The sequence below is a fragment of the Streptomyces sp. NPDC048415 genome (genome assembly GCF_040651675.1).
Classification (GTDB): Bacteria; Actinomycetota; Actinomycetes; order Streptomycetales; family Streptomycetaceae; genus Streptomyces.
The window spans coordinates 107,515-125,754 of record NZ_JBEZKJ010000007.1; the positions used below are offsets into that span (position 1 = coordinate 107,515).

Sequence of the window (18,240 nt, forward strand, 5' to 3'; positions counted from 1 at the left end):
GGCCGGGCTGAATCCTCACACCGCCAGCGGTTCCAAGTCCCGGTAGATGCGGCGTTCGTCCGCTGCCACCTGGGTCATGCCGTTCTCGTCGCCGAGTAGGGCGCGTAGTTCGCCGAGGGCCTCGTCCCGGAGGCGCCTGGCCTCGTCCTTGCGGCCCAGGGCGGCCAGAGTGAGCGCGGAGTTGGTGATGATGGCGAGGGTTTCCGGGTGGTGGGGGCCCAGGACCGTGCGGAGGGTGACGACGGCGTTCTCCTCGAGTTTGCGGGCCTCGGGGAGGCGGCCCTGGTCGGCGAGGACATTGGCGTAGTTGATGCCGGTGAAGAGGGTGTGGGGGTGCTGCTCGCCGAGGACCTCGCCCATGCGTCGCAGGACTTGGCGGAACACCTTCTCCGCCTCCTCGGTGTCGCCGCAGCCCCAGTGGAAGATGCCGAGGTTGTTGAGCGCGGCCTGGGTGTACGGATGGGCCTCGCCCGGCACCTTCATGTACTCGGCGAGGGCCTCGCGGGCCACCTCGCGCGCGGCCTCCCGCTCGTCGGCGGCGAACAGGTCGGCCGCCATGTTCAGATCGCAGGCGAGCGAGTCGGGGGTCGAGGTCGCGTACTGGGCCCGGTACTGCGCGCGCGTCGCCGTCGTCAGCCGGCGGGCGTCCTCGAACTGGCCCGCCCTGCGCAGCGACACGGCGAGGGACTTGGCGCAGCTCAGGGTGCCGGGGAAATCCTTGCCGAGGATGCGTTTGTGCGCGTCGTAGGCCCGGGAGAGGAGAGAGACCGACTCCGTGTAGCGGCCGACCTCCCGCAGGTCGCGGCCCAGGCGTGCGGCCGAGGCGAGCGTGTAGGGGTGGTCGGGGCCGAGGACCTCGATGCGCCGGTCGTAGGTGTCCTGGTCGATGCCGCGTGCCTCGCCGTAGCGGCCGACCATGCGCAGGGCGAGGGCGAGGTTGTTGGCGGCGCTCAACGTCCTGCGATGGGACTCGTGGAAGATCTGGCTGAAGCCCTCGTGTGCCTCCCGGGCGAACTCCACCGCCGAGCCGTACACACCGAGCGCCGCCAGGTCGCTGGCGAGACCGGACATCGTGACGTACGTGTGCGGATGCGAGGGCCCGAGGACCCGCTTCTGGCGTGCGAGGAGCTCGGTGTTGATCTCCCGTGCCTCCACGTAACGTCCTTGGGAGCGCAGGATGTTGCCGAGCTGGCAGCGCAGATACAGGTACTGCACGTCGTCCTCACCGAGGATCGGCTTCCAGTGCTCGAGGAGGTCCTCGGCGAGCGCCTGCGCGCCGGGGAACTCGCCGCGCTTCCAGAGATAGCGGACGCGGTCGATGAGCAGCCTGCGGGTCGCCGCCTCGGTGCAGTTGCGGGCGTCGGAGGCGGCCAGGTGTGGCCAGATGACCGCGAACCGCGGCCAGGTCTCGGGGTCGTCGATCGGTTCGTCGCCGTCGGGGCGGCAGCCCGCGAGGACCGTGTGCACGACGTGCCGGGCGTGCCGCTGCTCCTCCTCGCTGAGCTGCGAGCGGATCACGGCCTGCACCAGGCGGTGGACCTGGATGCTGTTGCTGACCTGGTCGACCTTGGCGAGCGCGAACCGGCCGATCTCGCGGATGACCCGGCCCAGCAGCAGACTCTCCTGCAGGGCGGGATCGTACGGCCTCAGAGCGTCGATCATCTCCTTGCTGTAGAGCAGGTGGGAGGAGATCGGCTCGGCGGCGAGGAACGCGCACAGCTGGAGCAGGCGCACCGACGCGGGTGAGCGTTCCCGCAGGCGCGCTATGGAGATGTTCCAGGTCGCGGCCACCGTCTTCGGGTAGTCGGCGGGCTGGTTGAGGTCCAGCACCTCGGTGGTCTGCTCGGCCAGCTGCCGCAGATACTCCTCGATCGGGGTGGCCGTCTCGGCGAGCCAGGCCGCCGCCTGCTCCACCGCCAGCGGCAGGTCGCCCACCGCCGTCGCCACCTGGTCGGCCTCCTCGATGGTGAGTCCCGAGGCGCGCCGGGTGAGGTGCTCCACGCTCTCCTCGCGCAGGAACACGTCGATGGGCAGGGAGGAGCCCTGCTGCGCCCAGGCCTGGTTGCGGGAGGTGACGAGGATGTGCCCGCCGCCTCCGGCCGGGAAGTAGCGGGTGAGCTGGGCGGGGTCGTCAGCGTTGTCGAAGATCAGGATCCAGCGCTTGGTCGGCGCCCCGCGGGCCAGCATCTGCACGGCTTCCTGGCTGGCCAGGTTGATGTCCTCGCCGCCGGGTGCGCCGATACGGGCGGCGAGTTCGGCGAGCGAGGAGACGACGTTGCCGGGGTCCTCCGCGGAGATCCACCACACCAGGTCGTAGTCCGCCATGAACCGGTGCACATACTCCAGCGCCACCTGCGTCTTGCCGACGCCGCCGAGTCCGAACAGTGCCTGCGGCTGCGGCAGGACGACCGAGATGCCGCTGCCGAGCTGGTCGCGGACCCGGTCCAGGATGACATCGCGGCCGGTGAAGGTGTTGTTGCGCTGCGGGGCGCTCCAGATCGCCGGGGTGCTGCCGGGGAAGCGGGGGCCCGAGGGGTTGCCTTCGACGGGCCGGCTCGGCAGTTCCAGCGCGCTCAGCAGCGAGCTGACGCACTGGCTCTCGTCGAGCCGGTGCAGATCGACCGGGTTGTGATCGAGGTAGTACTGCGGCAGGTGGACCTCGTCCACCCGCACCGGGACGACGATGCCGTGCGAAGCGTCTCCTTCGGCGTTGGCGAGGGAGCGCCAGACGGGCTCGGCATGCCGGGACTTGCGGAACGCCTTCGACAGCAGGACGAGGGTGCGGGTCGCCGGGTCCGCGGGCTCGAGGGGGCCGCCCGCGATGTCGTACGGGGTGACGTTGCAGCCGGACCGCTTCAGGAGCGACTCGATCCAGTCGGCCCACACGCGGTTCTCCGCCGCGTAGGCGATCACCACGTCGGCCGCGGTCGTCATCGGCCGCCGCCGCAGGAACGCGTCGCGGCAGCGCAGCCGCACCGGCTCCGGAACCGGTGGCAGTGTGGTGATCTCGCCGTCCGAGATGACCGCGGTGAGCCGTTCGAAGGCGGACAGCAGCGAGTTGGCGATACCGCTCTCGTCACCGACGGTGGCGAGCGTCTCCTCGTACGCGTAATACGGGCGGTACGGGATCTCGACGGCACCCCAGTACGCGGTCAGCTCCTCGCCGACCATTTCCTCCCCGCCGAGTCCCTTCGGCAGCCCGTCGAACTTCAGCCGGGCAAGGGCCCGTCCCGCGTCGACCTTCTCCTTCTCGCCCTCGTCGATCCGCATCGGCACGGGGAGCACCCGGATCTTGCGCTTGCGGTAGCCGTCCTCGACGCTGCGGGCCACGGCCGCCGCGCCGTCCAGGGACTGGTCGCTGAGGGTGAAGCAGTCCACGAGCACGTCGGGCATCTGCATGGTGCAGATGTCGGCGTTGTCGGACAGTCCGGTGCGGCTGTCGATCAGGACGTAGTCGTACGACGCCTTCATGTCGTCGCGCAGCGCGTCCAGGAAGAGCCCGCCGCCGAGCCGTTCGTAGAAGTTGTCCCACTCGAAGGACGACACGGTCGCGGAGTACGAGCGGTCCTGGCGTCCGGCGGAGAGGAAGTCGAGCGAACCGCCCTCCTGGAAGCGCAGGCCGAGCCGCTCAGGCGTCAGCGAGAGGGCGTGCTGCTCGACGCGCGCGTAGTCCAGGTGCCACTGCCCGGAGCGCTGGGTGCCGGTGGTCGCGGCCCAGGCGTACTCGTTGATGATGTCGATGACACCGGTGGTGGCCGCGAGCGCGTTGGGGTCGAGGAAGGGGTGGAAGAAACGGTGCAGACCAGGGGCTTCCAGGTCCCAGTCGACGGCCAGGACGCGCTTGCCGTTGGCGGCGAGGATCCAGGCCGTGTTGGCCAGGGCCATGGTGCGGCCGGTGCCCCCTTTGTACGAGTAGAAGGTGATGATGCGTCCGTCCTGCGCGGCCGTCATGCTTCTTCTCCTCCGTCGTCGGATCCGCCTAGCGGCTGCGGCGTGTGCGTGGGGCCCATCAGACGAGGCCTGCGGATCGGCGGCCCCGCGGGCGGATGCGCCTCGGCGTGCTTGAGGTACTGCCGGGTCGCGTGCGCGACGACGGCGGGCAGCACGTCGGTGAAGGCCTTCAGGGTGGGTACGCCGTTGACGGCGACCCGGCAGTCGGCGCGCCGGCCCCGGTCCAGGATCAGCGGCAGCGTCCGCTCGAGGTCCGCCGCCAGCTTGCGGCCCTCCTCGCCGTGGCACTGGATGTCCGCACGGTTCCAGGGGACGATCGCGCTGACCCAGGGGCGGGCGTTGGCGTCGAACGCCTTGAGTCTGCGCCGTCGTTCCTCGTCGGTCAGCGCCCACCGGTCGATGAGCAGGATCCCGGGGTGGCTGGCCGCCGCCTTGTCGGAGTCGTCCGTCACCAGGTTCTCGCCGGTGTCCTCGTCGTCGAACGACGACACCGTGATCCGGTAGTCCAGGGACCGGATCAGCTCCTCGGCGAGCGCGGGCAGCGAACGCGTGGACTCCGAGTGGTACGGATTCCAGTCCTGGGCGTCCTCGCCGTACGGGCGGGCGTCGCGGTGCTCGGGGAGGCTGTGCCGGGTGGGCGCGGCCACGGTCAGATGGATGCGCCGAGGGCCCTCGCCGCGCGGTTTGAACGCGCTCGGCGTGCTCTCGTAGGGCCGGGGCCTGCTGGATGGCAGCGGTGACTCGTGCGCGATCTGCACGATCCGCTGGGCCAGGCCAAGGACGGTCTCCTCGTACTCGTCGTGCAGCCGGTTCAGCTTGATCAGACCGTAGATCCCGTTGGCCGCGTACCGGTCGCCGAACGCCGCGTGGTCGACATGGATGTGCCGTACGGAATCGGGGAGTTGGGCGTAGTCGATATGCGTCCACAGGGCGGGGACGATGGCGGGTACGGAACCGGAACCGGTGGCCCGCGCCCGCAGAATGCGTTCGTGGAACGCGAACCATTCCCGGCCGCAACTCTCACTCGTGAAGTAGCGCGGCGAGAACAGCGGCACGAACACCCGGCAGGTCGCCAGATTCTCGCTGAGTTTTTCCGGCCATCCGTCCCCCGAGCGCATCTCCCGGTCCATGAAACCCGCGGGCGCGCCCGCCGGAAGGTCCGTGAGCGCCATGATGTGGTCGCACAGATCCGTGAAGAGCACCTGCACCCAGTGATCCGGATCGCCGCCGCCCGGCCCCCAGGCGGGCGTGTGGGCGTAACTCAGGAAGAAATACGGCCGGTTGTCCGATGCCCGTTCAGGTATGTCCACGCGCCCCCCTGCCTGTGGATGAGCCCCTACGGGATGTTCACCTGGCCGGAACCCACAATCTTCCCGACCGCGGGCCCGCACGGGTCGCCTCTTTCACGTCAATCCATGGCGATATCCAGACATCCGGACACCCGCCCGGCACATCTGGACACCAGCCAGGTCGACGGCCTCCCGCATCCCGAAGAGCCGCACCGCTTTCCCCGCCATTTCCCGTTCCGTCACGAGATCACGCGGCAGCAGGGCCCCGATCGCCCCGAAGTCCCCGTCGTACAGGGTGAGATCCTCGTACGCCGTCCAGCGGCCCGTCGTGCCCACCACACAGTGGTACGTCCGTCTCGCAGGCGCCGGCCTGAGCCGGTACTCGGCGAGATGGAAGGCGCTGCACACCTCGAACCCCACGCGCAGCAGCAGGACTTGGGCGTCGGCCGCGTACAGCTTGGCCAGCGGGGAGCGCTCGCCGAGATGGCAGTGCGGATCGTGCCCGCCCAGCAGTTCACCGGCCCGGGGTCCGAGCCCGGTCAGCGAGGTGTGCGGATGCCCGCTGCGGACGGCACCCCGGGTGGTCCGCACGCACTCGGCGAGCGCGCCCATCGTCGGGCAGGGTGTCCGCTCGGGATCGAACGGAGGCCGCGACGCCCGGAACGCCGCCTCCTCGGGCGCGGACATGCCTTCGGTGAGCTCCTTGTACGCCCGCGAGGTGAACGAGTTCTCCGGCGTGAAGGTGGGCACGACGAGCGTCCCGTCGGGGCCGAGCACCTCCAGCAGCGCGTCCCGTACGTTCGTGGCGCGCAGCCCGGTGCCACGGAGGGAGGCGTGGACCATGACGACACCGCCGCGCCGGACCCCCAACCCGGCAAGAAAGTCGGCCAGTTGGCTGAGATCAGCCACGCCGGCCGGCCCACTCGGCGCGCAACTCCTCCACCAACACCACGCCGGTCTCGGTGAGTTCCCGCTCGGGCAGCACGGCCAGCCGCTCCAGGGCGCGACCCGCCCGTTCCAGCGCGGCGGCCCGGGCGCCGGTGTCGGCGGTGAAGCAGGAGGCGTTGCCCATCTCCCGGCTGGCCTCGTCGATCAGCCGCCCCGCCCTGTTGCCCGGCACGTTCAGATCGGCCGTCTCCCGCAGAGCGGTGAGCCGGGCCAGGCGCCCGGTGCGCGGCAGTTCCCGTACGAACTCCGCCGGCGCGAAGTCGACGGCTACGCCGACCGCGCCCAGCCCGTGCGCACCGAGCCGCACTCCCGCACCCGCCACGAGCGGGGTGACCGTCGTGATGAGCAACGCGTTCACGTCCTTGCGCCAGCCGGGCTCACGTTCCTCCATCAACTCGTATGCCACACCGAGTCGTTGGGCGAAGGTGGCCAGATCGTCGGGGCCGAGGGGCGGGGCGACGGGTACGGGGTAGCAGTCGCGCAGGGGATCGGCGTCGTCGAGGAACAAGACGGCGCCGTCGGTGAGCGTCGTGGTGGGCAGCGGGCGCCATACGGCGGGACCGTCGTCGGGGACACGCTCCTCACCCGTGTGGGTGCGGGCCCGCAGCCGCCCGGCGGTCACCGCGGCCTCGACGCGGCCGGACTCGGGGAGGGTGAGGGTTCCGAGGGTGGGGAGATACAGGTCGGAGGTGGGGTGGTCCCAGGTGAGCTTGAGGTCGGCGCGGGCGCGGACGGCGGCGGCGATGACCGCCGAGGCGAGCGGCGCGGGGGTGCTGAGCCGGTCGTGCAGGCAGTGCTTCAGCGCGGTGTACAGATAGGGGTGGGCGAGGACCTCGTCGAGGTGCGGCGTGATCTCCGGTGTGCCGTCGAGGTCGAGGAAGGCCCGCCACACGTCCTCCCAGCCGGGCCCGGCTGCGTGCCTGGCCGCCGCGACGGGGATGAGATGCCGGACCAACTCACCCTGCGCGTAACGAAGTTCGTCCGGATCGTGGACGGCAGGGCTGAGGGCGTACTCGGTGGTGCGCTGCGCGACGCCGTCGACGAAGGCGCGCAGATCGGCGCAGAAGACCGACGGGTTGTCGAAGCCGCGCCCGCTGCCGTACCGGTGCGCGTAGAGCCCCCCACCGCACGATTCGATCACCGGGCAGCGGCGGCAGGTCGCGCTGACCCCCGCGAGGCCCAGCTGCCGTGCGCGCACACCGGGGTGCTGAGCGAATTCGGCGAAGCTGTGCCGGAAGACGTCGTAGCCGGTCGCCGGGGCTCCGTCGTACGCCGTCTTCAGCGAGTCCGCCTGCTCGAAGCTGCCGTCGGTCTCCACGACCGCGAGATCGCTCGGCGCGAGCCCCATCGCCTCCGTGAGGCTCGGCCCGCCCCGCAGGGTGCTGAGGACCGACTCGAAGGTCCGCACGGCGACGGTGCGGCCCTGCCGGTTCCATCGGTCGAAGATCGTCAGCAGCCAGTCGGCGTACGCGGTGGGCGAGTCGGGCGGTCTGGGCGGTGGGCTGTCCCAGGTGGAGTGCGGCAGCAGATAGTCGACGCGGGGCGGTTGAAGGGCCGCGAGGGCGTCGTGCACCGCGACGGGATCGTTGGCCACATCCACGGTGCAGAGCAGGCCGCTGTAGAGATGCCGGTACTCGGGGGTGCGCAGCAGGTTGATCGCGCGCAGCACCCGGTCGTAGCTGCTTCTGTGCCGCCGGTCGCGCCTGTGCCGGTCGTTGGCGGCACGGTCCCCGTCGAGCGAGATGCTGACCTTGACGTCGAATTCCCTGAAAACCTCGAGATGGCGGGTGTTCAGCTGCACGCCATTCGTGTGAATACGGAGATCGAGTGCGGTGACCGGAGCGAGGGTACGAGTGAGTTCCGCACAGATGTTTCTCATACGGACGGGACCCACGAGAAGGGGTTCGCCCCCGTGAAGGATCACGGAAACAGCGGGGAGTTTCTGTTCTTCGGCGTAGTCCGCGAATCGCCGGGCGACTTTTCCGAGCGTTTCTTCGGAAATAAAGGTCGGGCGCCCTTTCCAGCTCTGATCGGCATGCTCGTACACATAACAGTGATCACAGGCGAGATCGCATCGACTGTGGATCTTGAGAACGAGCTGCTGAAGCTTCACTTGGCGAAGGATAATGCCGACGGTGGGTTGCTTGTACCGCGAACTCCTTGATCCTTCAAGGCCGTTGACGGCTCCGGCGCACGCGCACGGGCGCACCGGCGGGCGATGCGCCGCCGGATGCGCCCGTGCGAAGGTGCGCGCGGTTACAGCGCCGAGTCGAAGGTGATCGGCTTGACCGGACGCCGTCCGGGGATGTCCGTCACTCGTCCGGCGGACCTTACGGCGGCAGCCCCCAGCGGGTCGATGGCCGACAGGGGGGTGTGCGGCCGGCGCACGGGCCTGGGGGCGGCGGAGCGGTGCGTCGCCGGCGTCACCGAAAGGTTCATTTTAGGACTTTCGTTGGTTGGGTAGCTGCTGAGGCGGAGAGTAGCAGTTGGATCAACCGCGGGGGTCGATTCCTCCTCAATTCCAGGCTTAGTACCGCGGTCGGTTTTTCGCAATCGGAGCCGGGCCGACAGGGTGAAATCCGTTTTCCCGGCCGTGCCCGGGGTCGCTGTCCGGAAGACGTCAGTTCGGCGGGTGCCCGGGGGTCACAGCGGTGACTGCCAAGTGAACGTGGTGCCCGCGTCGCCGCCGTCCGGGCCGGCACCGTCGTCGTAGACGGTCAGGCGGACGCCGGCACGGCCGTCGGGGAGGGCCGCCGTCGCGTCGACCGTGACCCGGTCGGTCATCCGAGGTACCTCGGGTGCCGGAGCGTCACTCCGACGGCGGGTCCAGGACAAGAGGCTCGATCTTGCCCTCCAGCATGTAGCCGAGGCCCTGGACGGCACACACGTCGGGCCGCTCGGCGATGTGCACCGGCATGCCCGTCGCGTGCCGCAGCATCTGGTCGAGCCCGGGCAGCAGCGCGCTGCCGCCGACCATCATGATCCCGCGGTCGGCGAGGTCGGCCACCAGGTCGGGCGGGCAGGACCGCAGCACCTTGCCGATCCCGTCGAGTACGGCGGTGAGCGGCGTCTGGATGGCATCGCGAACGGCGGCGGTGTCGACCTGCACCGAACGGGCGAGGCCGGTCGCCACGTCCCGCCCGTGGATCTCGGTCGACGCCGGGCCCTGCTGGGTGAGCCCGTTGCCGGACAGGGCGAGCTGCAGAGGCCGTACGGCCTGAGAGGGCAGCATCAGTTCGTGCTGATGCCGCAGATGCTGCACGATCGCGTGGTCGACGGCCTCGCCGCCCACCGGAATGCGTTCGGCGGTGACGATGGATCCCAGCGACAGCACGGCGAGCTGGGTGGCGGCGGCACCGCACACCATGACCATGGTGGCCTCGGGCCGCTCGACGGGCAGCCCGCAGCCCACGGCGGCGGCGATGAGCGTGTCGACCAGCTCGACCCGCCGCGCGCCCAGCCCGACCAGCGTCTCAATGGCGGCGCGCTGCGCCAGCGGGTCCGCGTCGTGCGGGGTGCAGGCGGCCGCCCGCAGCCGCGGCTTGCGGCGCAGTGTGCGGCGCACCTTGTCGCCGAGCAGATGACGCAGCATCCGCTGGGCCATCTCGATGTCGACGACCGTCCCGCCGCTCACGGGCCGTACCACCCGGATGTAGTCCGGCGTACGGCCCGTCATCTTCTCCGCGAACTCGCCGACCGCGATCAGCGCGCCCGTCTTCGTGTTGATCGCGGCGACGCTCGGCTGGTCGACGACCAGACCCGCGCCCTTCACGTACACACGGGTCCTCGCCGCGCCCAGGTCGACGGCGAAGTGACAGCGGCGCAGCTGATCCAGACTGGCGGTCATGGCAGGTCCTCCCGAGAGCGCAGACCGTGGGACTCCGCCGGGCGGCGGTCCTCTCTCGCATCGTGCGGGCGCCGCGCGGGGGGCGCCCTTTATGGGGGGCCGGGTGGGGTGCCGCTGGACGGGTGGTCCTAGGCAGTACGGAACGCGTCGAGCACCGGCTCCAGGGACGTGACGATCCGTTCGCAGCCCGCCCGGGTCAGCCTTCTCTCGACCGCTACCTGGCGGGCGAGGCCGATGAAGGGAAGGCCGATCGCGTTCGCGGCGGTCAGTTCGGCGATGGTGGAACCGATGAGCACGGCTTGTGGGGCGGCGACACCCAGCGCGTCCAGGGCGCGATGGAGGCAGTCGGGATTCGGCATCAGCAGGGTGAGGTCGTCGGAGCGGCCGTGGACTCCACCGGTCACCGAGTCGGTCAGTCCCCGGGACTCCAGATAGGACAGGACGACACGCGGCGAGGTGTCCGCGACGACGGCAGGACCCCGGCCGGTGGCCGCGAGCGCACGGACCAGGGGGTCCGCGTAAGGGATGGGGGAGGCCGAGGGGACTGCCCTCGCCTCAAGCCGGTCGAGTTCCCGGCGCAGTTCGGGGGCGAGGCTGTGGCCCGCCAGCGCGCGCAGCAGGTCGTGCGGGTTGGCGTACCCCTCCAGGGGGGCCGCGGGCTCGCCCCCGGCCAGCAGGGGGACGCCGCTCAAGGCCTCGTCCGGACGGCGCAGTTCTACGAGCAGCGCCGAGAGCTCGTGGTTCGCCCTGTCACGCTCCACTCCACCCCACAGCCGGGTCAGGGTGCCGTGGAACCCGAGGAGCACACACTCGGCGTCGTCCAGGACCGAGGCCGGCGAGTTTTCCCTCGCCTCCGACTCGCGCCGCACCGGGCGCTCCACCGGGCCGGGCGGCGGAGCCTGCGACGGCGCAGCGCCCTGGCGCAGCCGTACCGAACAGCCCACCGACAGCCCCGGCACCGGCCATCTCCGCAGCCCGTCGTGCACCGCGCGCTGGGCGGCTCCCGCGCGTTGCAGCGGGTAGCGCCGGGTGATGCGCCCGGCCTCCCTGACCAGGTGGTCGAGGAGCTGCCCGGACACGTCGGCGCTCTCGCCCAGGACGAACGCCACGGGGTCCTCCACGTGCCAGGACAGCTCGGCCGTCGCGGCGAAGGCGCCCCGGCCGGAGTGCGGCAGACGCAGCTCGTGCACGGCCCCGTGCGTGGTGAGGTCGACCTCGAAATACGAAATGAGGGACCGCGGCGGGCGTTTGCCGAGAGGGCGGTCGAGGTCGAGCAGGACCAGCGAGTTGTCGGGAGCCGTGTGCACGACGGCGACGCGTCCCTGCTCCTGGAGGCGCAGCCGGGTGAGGTCGCGGGTGGTGAACGGGCCCCGTACCAGGTCGCGTGGGACGGGATCGGGTTCCGGAACGCGCTCCGGGAGGTCCAGGGCGCAGTACCAGGCCAGGGGCGGGCCGGACCTCTCCCCGTGCAAGGGCAGGAAGCGGGCCGGATCGACGGCGCTGGCGCCGCTCATGAGTTCCTCGTGCAGGACGGGGGAGAGGACGACCACGATGTCCTGGAAGGCGCCGACCTCGGCGGTCAGCTCGGCGAGCGGCGAGGCAGGGCGGTCCGCGGGAGCGAAGGCCGGGCTGTGCCAGAACGTCACGCTCAGCCGCGGAGGCCGCTCCAACTCCAGCAGCGCTCCCGGAAGTTCACGCAGGACGGCGTTCAGAGCGGTCAGCACGGAGGAGCCCGGCTCGGTGATCAGGAGGTAGCCGTTGTCGCGGGCGAGCAGCTCGTACTCGCGGGGGGCCATGTCGCTCAGGGAGAGCAGCCAGGCCAAGGTGCGGCCGAGAGTGCTGTGGGTGTGGGGTTGATCGTCGGGATCGCCGGGATCCAGGTACTCCACGACGATGGTGGGGCGGTCGCGCTCCGGGGCGGCCCGCAGTCCGCGGTAGAGCTCCAGCATGGTGGCGTTCGGCTCGCTGAACTGCCGCTCCTGGAACTCCTCGTACGCCTCGTACGACGCGAGGGCCTCCGCGATACGGCCCTGGCCCTTGAGGGCGAGGATATGCAGCCGCCGGAAGTCCTCCCGCTGGGGGTGGGCCCGCAGGAGTTCACCGAGGTCGGCCGCCGCCTGCTCGAAGCGGCCGGTCTCCAGGTCGAGTTCGGCCCGGGTGACGCAGAGGGTGAGGCGCAGGGCGCGCAGGCGTGCGCGGGTCGCCTCGGCGGCGGGGCCGGGGACACCGTCGACGGGCTGGCCGTCCCACAGGCCGAGGGCCTCCCGGACGGCGAGGCGAGCCCGCGCCGGGTCACCGCCGTCCCGGAGGGACTTCGTTACGGCGATGAGATCCTCGCAGCGGTTCAGGTCGACGCAGCGAGGGTCGGCGTGCAGGGCGTAGCCGTCCGCCGTGGCGGCCAGGACCCCGGGGCCCAGGGTCCTGCGCAGAGCGGCCGCGCAGGTGGACAGCAGGCGCCGGGCGCGCTGCGGGGGATGCTGTCCCCACAGCCCCTGGACCAGTTCCTCGTACGTCACCGCCCTGCCACGCCGCAGGAGCAGCATGCACAGCAGGGCTGCCTCACGGGGGGAGTCGAGCGGCAGGGCGCGGTCGCCCTGGCTGATCCGCACCGGGCCGAGCAGGCGGTAGGAGTGACGGGACGCCGCGGCGGCCTCGAGGACCTGGGCGAACGAAGGGGAGAGGAAGAGGTCCCTGCCACGCCGCTGGGCTTCCGGGTCCGAGGAGGTGAGGGGGGTGAGGGCGTCGTCGAAGAAGGCCCGGAACTCCGCCGGCACACAGCTGAGTTCGCCCGGCCGCGCTCCTGTGGCCAGTTCCCGCAGCAGATGGCCGAAGCCGTGGAGGTCCTTCGCCTCGTCGCGCTCGTGCGCCGTCCCGAGCGCGAAGTGGGTGATCTTCACCTCGCCGTCCGGGCGTACCAGCAGAGCGTTCGGTGTCAGCGGGCCGTGTGTGATGCCCCGTTCGTGCACGGCCTTGAGGCCCCGCGCGACCTGTTGCGCCAGGGGTGCGAGCAGTGCGAAGGGCAGCCCGAATTCTCCCTCCGCCGTCAGCTCCGCCACAGTGAGCCCCTCCACGAACTCCGTGACGAGATAGGGGATGTCGCCCTCGATGCCGTAGTCATGCACCGCGAGCACCTGGGGGTGCCTGACTACGGCGAGGGCGCGCGCGGCGTCCAGGAACTGAGCGTGGTGTTCCGGTCCGAGCGAGGAGTACGCGTGCACCGCCACGGTCCGGTCGGACCGCGTGTCCTGCGCCTTCATCACCTGCTCCCCCCGCCCCAGCCTCCGCAGCAGCCGGTACCGTCCGAGCACCAGGCCGCCGGGCGGTGGCGGTGCCGCCCCGCCCAGCCGCCGCACACTCTCCACCCGCACCGCCGCGAACGGCTCTCCCCCGGCCGTCGCGTCCCCGCGGCCCGGGGCCAGCACGGGGAAGTCGCCGGCCGCCACGCCCGCCCGGTCGTCGATCAACGCGCCCATGCGGGCCACGAGTTCGGCCGTACGGCTGTGGGCGGTACGCGGCAGGGTGTGCAGAAGGAGGTCGCGTACGCCGGGACGGAAGGCGTACGAGCCGGGTGGGCCCGGTGTGCTCCTGAGCAGCCCGCTCAGGATGACCTCCGCGAGACGCTGGGGCTGCGGGTTCTGCTCGATCGCGGCCTGGACCAGCCGCATCACCGGCAACTCCGGCCGTCCGACGGCGAGGTGACCGGCGAGGCGGAAGGCCTCGGGGGAAGCGAGGGAGCGGAAGCGCAGGACGAGCTCCTCGGGGGAGAGCTGTTCGACGTCGCTTCGGCCCTGTTCGTCGAGAGGGGCGGGCGGCGCAGTGGGTCCCAACAGGGCGACCGAGCCCGTGGGCTGACCGCTGGTGGCAGCCACCAGTGACGACCAGTTCGCCAGCCAGGGCGCGGACGGCTCCAGGACCGGCAGCGGCAGCACACCGGAGTCGGCGAGGCCACCGGTGGCGCAGGAGTCGATGGTGTAGGCGGAGTTGGGCGCCGCGGGCCACGGCGCGGTGATCCGCGCGGTCGTCGCCGGCAGGGCCGTGGTGCGCCACAGGCGCTCGGGCAGCGGCTGGACCACGGCCACCGGCATGCGGTCCGCCCAGCGGCGCAGCGTGCGGTACCAGCGGGTGCCCGCCGTGCCGCCCCGCCACTGCGGTCCCATGCAGTCACTGACGAGGAGGGTGACCGTGCGCCCGTGCCCGTACGACTCCTGAGAGCCGGGGCGTCGCACCGTGCCGTCGCTGGTCAGTTGGTGCAGTTCCACCGTGCGGAACACGCCCGACTGGGCGAGTGCGGCGTGCAGTTCGCGCAGGAGCGGGCGCCAGACGGGCATGGTCGGCCCGGCGTCGTACACGAGATGCAGGGTCAGCCAGCGTTCGGTGGCGGGGCGCAGTACGGGGACCCACCAGCGCGGCGCCCCGCCGAGCCGCGCGATCCGGTCGGCGGTCGCCTCCTCGTCGAGCTCGTGCCCGACTGGCGCGGGGACCCGGCGCTTGAGCGGGCGCAGGGTGCGCTGGATGGCGAGGGGGTGCGGCAGCATCGGGGGAGCGGGCGCGAGGAGGGTGGTGTGCGGGCCGCTCCTTCTGTCGTCGGGGCCAGTGCCCGCGCTGGGCAGACGCAGGTGGACACGGTCGTCGGGGAGGCGCGGTGCGGCAGGCGGGTCGAGGGGAGGTGTGGCCGGTGGAGTGCCGGCCGCCGCGGGTACCTCGGCCGGGGGCCGTGGCCCGGGGGCATCGCGCCCGGCCCTCGACTCGCCGGCGGGCAGGGCCTCGTCGGGTCCCGCCATCTGCCCCGCGAGCCACAAAAGCTCGGCCAGCTCCACGGAGGTCGGCGGCTGCCCACCGGATGTCCGCCCCAGCAACTCGGCGAGCACGGCGGGTCCCGCCCCGCCGCGGTCGCCTTCCTCGCCGGGGGTCTCAGAACTCATCGTCGTCCCGCGTCCGGCTCAGATACGGCATCAGCTGTTCCGCCAGGTCGTCCCGTGACGCCGCGTCGATGCCCGCGGCGCCCGTCAGGTAGATGGCGTTCAGAAGCTGGTCGGTGGCGAGTTCGCCGCCGGTGCCGCGGGAGAGGAAGCGGGAGATCAGTTCGCGGGCGTAGGCGTCGGGCTCCCCGAGGTGGGCGCGGACGATGCTTTCGAGGTGGGCGTCGCGCGGCTGGTGCAGTTCGAGGCGGACACAGCGACGCAGAAAGGCGGGCGGGAACTCGCGTTCGCCGTTGCTGGTCAGGACGACGAAGGGGAAGGCCCGGCAGCGGACCCGGCCGCGGGACACGCAGACGCGGTGGTCGGTGCCCGCGACCATCACCTCGGCATCCGGTGTGTGCCGTGCGGCGCGGACCAGTTCGGGGATCTCGTACTCGCCCTCCTCCAGGATGTTCAGCAGGTCGTTGGGCAGGTCGAGGTCACTCTTGTCGATCTCGTCGATGAGGAGGGCGCGGGGGCGACGATAGGGGAGCAGGGCCGTGCCGAGCGGCCCGAGCCGCAGATGGTCCTGGAGCTCGCCGTCCGCGGCGGGTTCGCGCGCGGCGGCGCGACCGGCGGCGTACAGACGGGAGAGCGGATCGTACTGGTAGAGGCCGTCATGGAGGATGGTCCGGCTGGTGACGTTCCAGCGGAGCACCGGGCCGAGCCTCAACTCCCGGGCCACCGCGTACGCCAGACTCGACTTGCCGCTGCCGGGCGGCCCGGTCACCAGCAGCGGGCGGCGCAAGTACAGTGCGGCGTTGACCAGTTGGACCGCTCGGTCCGTGGCCCGATAGGTGCGGGCGCGGTGCCTGCGGTCCGGCGACGCGGCCGAGGCGTCGCCGTCCTCGGCCGGAGTGTCCAGCTCGGGGCCGCCGTCGAAGTCACGCCACGGCGGCGGCGCGGGAAGCTTCGCGATGCCGTCGTGGGGCTCGCTCCCACCCGTGTAGACGGGCCACAGGGACATGTTCTCTCCTCGACGATGCGTGCCGGTCGTGCGTCCGTACGCCCGGCGTTACTCAGCCGACCGGCGAGTGCAGATAGCCGACGGGGTCGGACAGACATCGGGGGTCCTCCCACAGCAGCGCCAGGTCGTACGCCCAATGCGGTTCGGGACTGTCCGAGGCGTATGCCGCCTCGCGCAACTCATGGATGTGCGAGGGAAGTTCGGCGGGCGCCAAGCCCGCGAGGTGTTCGGCGAGGCGGTCCAGGAACGCGGCGCCCGCGCAGTCCTCGTGCCCCTCGCCCCGGTGCTCGCCCCGGCAGCCGGTGCGCGGCCAGAACATCACCGGCACCGCCGCGTTCAGGCTCGCCTGGAACAGCCGCCGGGTGCCGGAGGCGCGCGGCGGGGAGCCGAAGCCCACCATGTCCGCGCCGCGCCGCAGCCCGATGGTCAGCCGCACCGGATCCTGCCCGAGGGCCCCGCATCCGATGCGGTGCAGCCGGGCCGTGGGCTGGTCGTCGAGGCGCTGCCACTTCTGCAGCAGTTTGTGCTGGAGTCCGCCGCTGCGCCGCCGCTCCAGATCCATCACGACGAGCGGCGCGAAGGCGCCGAGCGGGCTGTCGTCGTCGGCGCTGCGCTGCCAGTGCGCCACATCCGTGTTGAGCCAGCGGCGCGGCAGGACGAAGGCGATCAGCTCCCGTGCTCCCGGCTCCAGTTCGTGATAGGCCTCGTCGATGCGTTCCAGGGCGTAGCCGCGGACACGGTCGGCGGGCAGGGCGCGGGAGCCGACGACCCGGCGGTGCGTGCCGTTGTACGCGGACACCTCGACCAGGAAGTGGTGGTCGCCCGAGCCGCTGGGGGCGATCTCGACGAGGATCGGCGACCAGGGCTGCGAGGCCGCGTCGGGCCGGCGCTGCGGAACCTGCCGGTGGCGGTCGTGGGGACGGGACGGCCAGGCCCGCAGGGCACCCCGGGTCGGCGCGTCCTCGGTGAAGTCGGCGAGCCGCGCGGCGAACCGGGCGACGGCGTCCGTGTCGGGCACCTCCGAGAGCAGATACCAGGCCGCGTCCCACAGCGACCCGAACCGCCGGACCGGCAGCGGCGGCCCGAACGGGCCCACGGCATCGCGGTAGAGCCGCTCGGGACTGCACTCCGGGCGCCCGTCGGACTCCGGCCCGCGCCGTGCCACCAGCTCGCGTAACCGCTCCTTCTCCGCGCGCCCGTACACGGGGGTCGGTATCAGCTCGCCGAGTCGCGGCCAGTAGCGGGCCATGACATGCGCGGGCAGCATCCGTCCGTTGCGGATCCCGGGGTCGCGTGCGGCGGCGGAGACCATGCCCACCACCCGGCCGGTGCCCGCGAGGGTCAGTGCCGCGCCGCTGAAGCCGGACACGAGGGGCTGCCCGTGCGGGGCCCACGCCTCCAGCTGGACCCACTCGTCCGCGATCAACTGGTCCGCCGTCGCCCGGTACTCGGCGAGCGTCCCCTCGTCGAACCGCTTGGGGAACCCGTAGGCCAGCAGTCGGCGCGGCGGGTCACCGTACGCGTCCGCCGGCGCCGCGAACTGCGCGGGCCGCAGCGCCACGGGGCGGTCGAGTTCGAGTACGGCGACGTCGCCGGGGTCGGTGTCGTGCCCGTCCCAGCCGCCGTGCACGACCACCTTCGCGGGAATCGCGCCGTCGTCCGTCCGCGCGAGACCGGCTCCCCGCCCCGGGCCGTCGCCCTGTGCGAAAGCGACGCGCACCTCGTCCGTGCCGCTGCGCGCCACCACGTGAGCGCAGGTCAGCACGTGCCGCTCGGTGACGAGGAACCCCGCGCCGATCTCCCGTCCGCAGCTGATCCTGGCGTGCCACGACGCGCTGCTCATGACCGCCCGGCTGTCCCCGCCGAGCCGGACCCCTCGGACTGTCCGGGCGACCACGCGAGCTTGACCACCAGATGGCCCTCGACCGCGCTCTTGGCGATCAACGCGCCCGCCTCAGCGGTGAGTTTGACGCCGAACTCGATCTCCACGGAGTCGGGACGCAGGCTTCCGCCGCGGAACACCCGCAGCGCGGACTCCGCGGCGGCCCGTACGCCCTCGAGGGAGCCCTCGAAAGTGCGGGTGGCCTGGACGGCTCCGTCATCACCTCGCGAGACGAGCCGGGAGCCGGTCTCGTCCTCGACGCCCTCGACGACGATCAGTGCCCCGTCCTCGGTCTTGAACTCCACCAGTCCGTCCATGGCGCCGGTCTCCCCCGTCCGTCGTGACTGCTGACCAAGCTCATTGTCACTGACGGTACTTGGGGCTGTCCCGGTTTCCGC

The 18,240-nt window shown here is 71.7% G+C and carries 10 protein-coding genes and 1 pseudogene; all 11 read right to left on the minus strand.

Features of this window, described 5'->3' with window-relative positions:
• Positions 1-15: 15 nt before the first annotated feature.
• On the minus strand, positions 16-3,951 hold the full coding sequence (gene fxsT, locus AB0D27_RS08115) for an FxSxx-COOH system tetratricopeptide repeat protein (protein WP_362503732.1): 3,936 nt from the start codon (positions 3,949-3,951) through the stop codon (positions 16-18).
• Positions 3,948-5,261, minus strand: coding sequence for a TIR-like protein FxsC (locus tag AB0D27_RS08120; RefSeq protein ID WP_362503735.1), 1,314 nt, complete (start codon positions 5,259-5,261; stop codon positions 3,948-3,950). The genes fxsT and AB0D27_RS08120 overlap by 4 nt, the downstream gene beginning before the upstream one ends.
• 93 nt (positions 5,262-5,354) lie before the next feature.
• Positions 5,355-6,149 carry an AAC(3) family N-acetyltransferase gene (locus AB0D27_RS08125; protein ID WP_362503738.1) on the minus strand — a complete coding sequence of 265 codons (795 nt, stop codon included), beginning with the start codon at positions 6,147-6,149 and terminating at the stop codon, positions 5,355-5,357.
• Positions 6,142-8,301 (minus strand): radical SAM/SPASM protein FxsB, inactivated metallohydrolase extension form, encoded by a 2,160-nt coding sequence (gene fxsB, locus AB0D27_RS08130; RefSeq protein WP_362503740.1) that lies wholly within the window; start codon positions 8,299-8,301, stop codon positions 6,142-6,144. Before fxsB ends, AB0D27_RS08125 begins: the two co-directional genes overlap by 8 nt.
• A gap of 143 nt (positions 8,302-8,444) precedes the next feature.
• On the minus strand, positions 8,445-8,627 hold the full coding sequence (locus AB0D27_RS08135; protein WP_362503743.1) for a hypothetical protein: 183 nt from the start codon (positions 8,625-8,627) through the stop codon (positions 8,445-8,447).
• Positions 8,628-8,831: 204 nt separating this feature from the next.
• Positions 8,832-8,960 (minus strand): annotated as a pseudogene (locus tag AB0D27_RS08140) (histidine kinase); the annotation flags it as partial.
• A gap of 37 nt (positions 8,961-8,997) precedes the next feature.
• A complete protein-coding gene (locus AB0D27_RS08145) occupies positions 8,998-10,035 on the minus strand; it encodes a rod shape-determining protein (RefSeq protein ID WP_362503746.1) in 1,038 nt (345 codons plus the stop codon).
• Between the two features lie 128 nt (positions 10,036-10,163).
• Positions 10,164-14,957 carry an SAV_2336 N-terminal domain-related protein gene (locus AB0D27_RS08150; protein ID WP_362503749.1) on the minus strand — a complete coding sequence of 1,598 codons (4,794 nt, stop codon included), beginning with the start codon at positions 14,955-14,957 and terminating at the stop codon, positions 10,164-10,166.
• A complete protein-coding gene (locus AB0D27_RS08155) occupies positions 14,947-15,960 on the minus strand; it encodes a MoxR family ATPase (protein ID WP_362503751.1) in 1,014 nt (337 codons plus the stop codon). The genes AB0D27_RS08150 and AB0D27_RS08155 overlap by 11 nt, the downstream gene beginning before the upstream one ends.
• 52 nt (positions 15,961-16,012) lie before the next feature.
• Positions 16,013-17,803, minus strand: coding sequence for a trypsin-like peptidase domain-containing protein (locus AB0D27_RS08160; protein ID WP_362503754.1), 1,791 nt, complete (start codon positions 17,801-17,803; stop codon positions 16,013-16,015).
• Entirely contained in the window at positions 17,800-18,159 is a 360-nt protein-coding gene (locus AB0D27_RS08165) for a CU044_2847 family protein (RefSeq protein WP_362503756.1), read from the minus strand. The genes AB0D27_RS08160 and AB0D27_RS08165 overlap by 4 nt, the downstream gene beginning before the upstream one ends.
• Between the last annotated feature and the right edge of the window lie 81 nt (positions 18,160-18,240).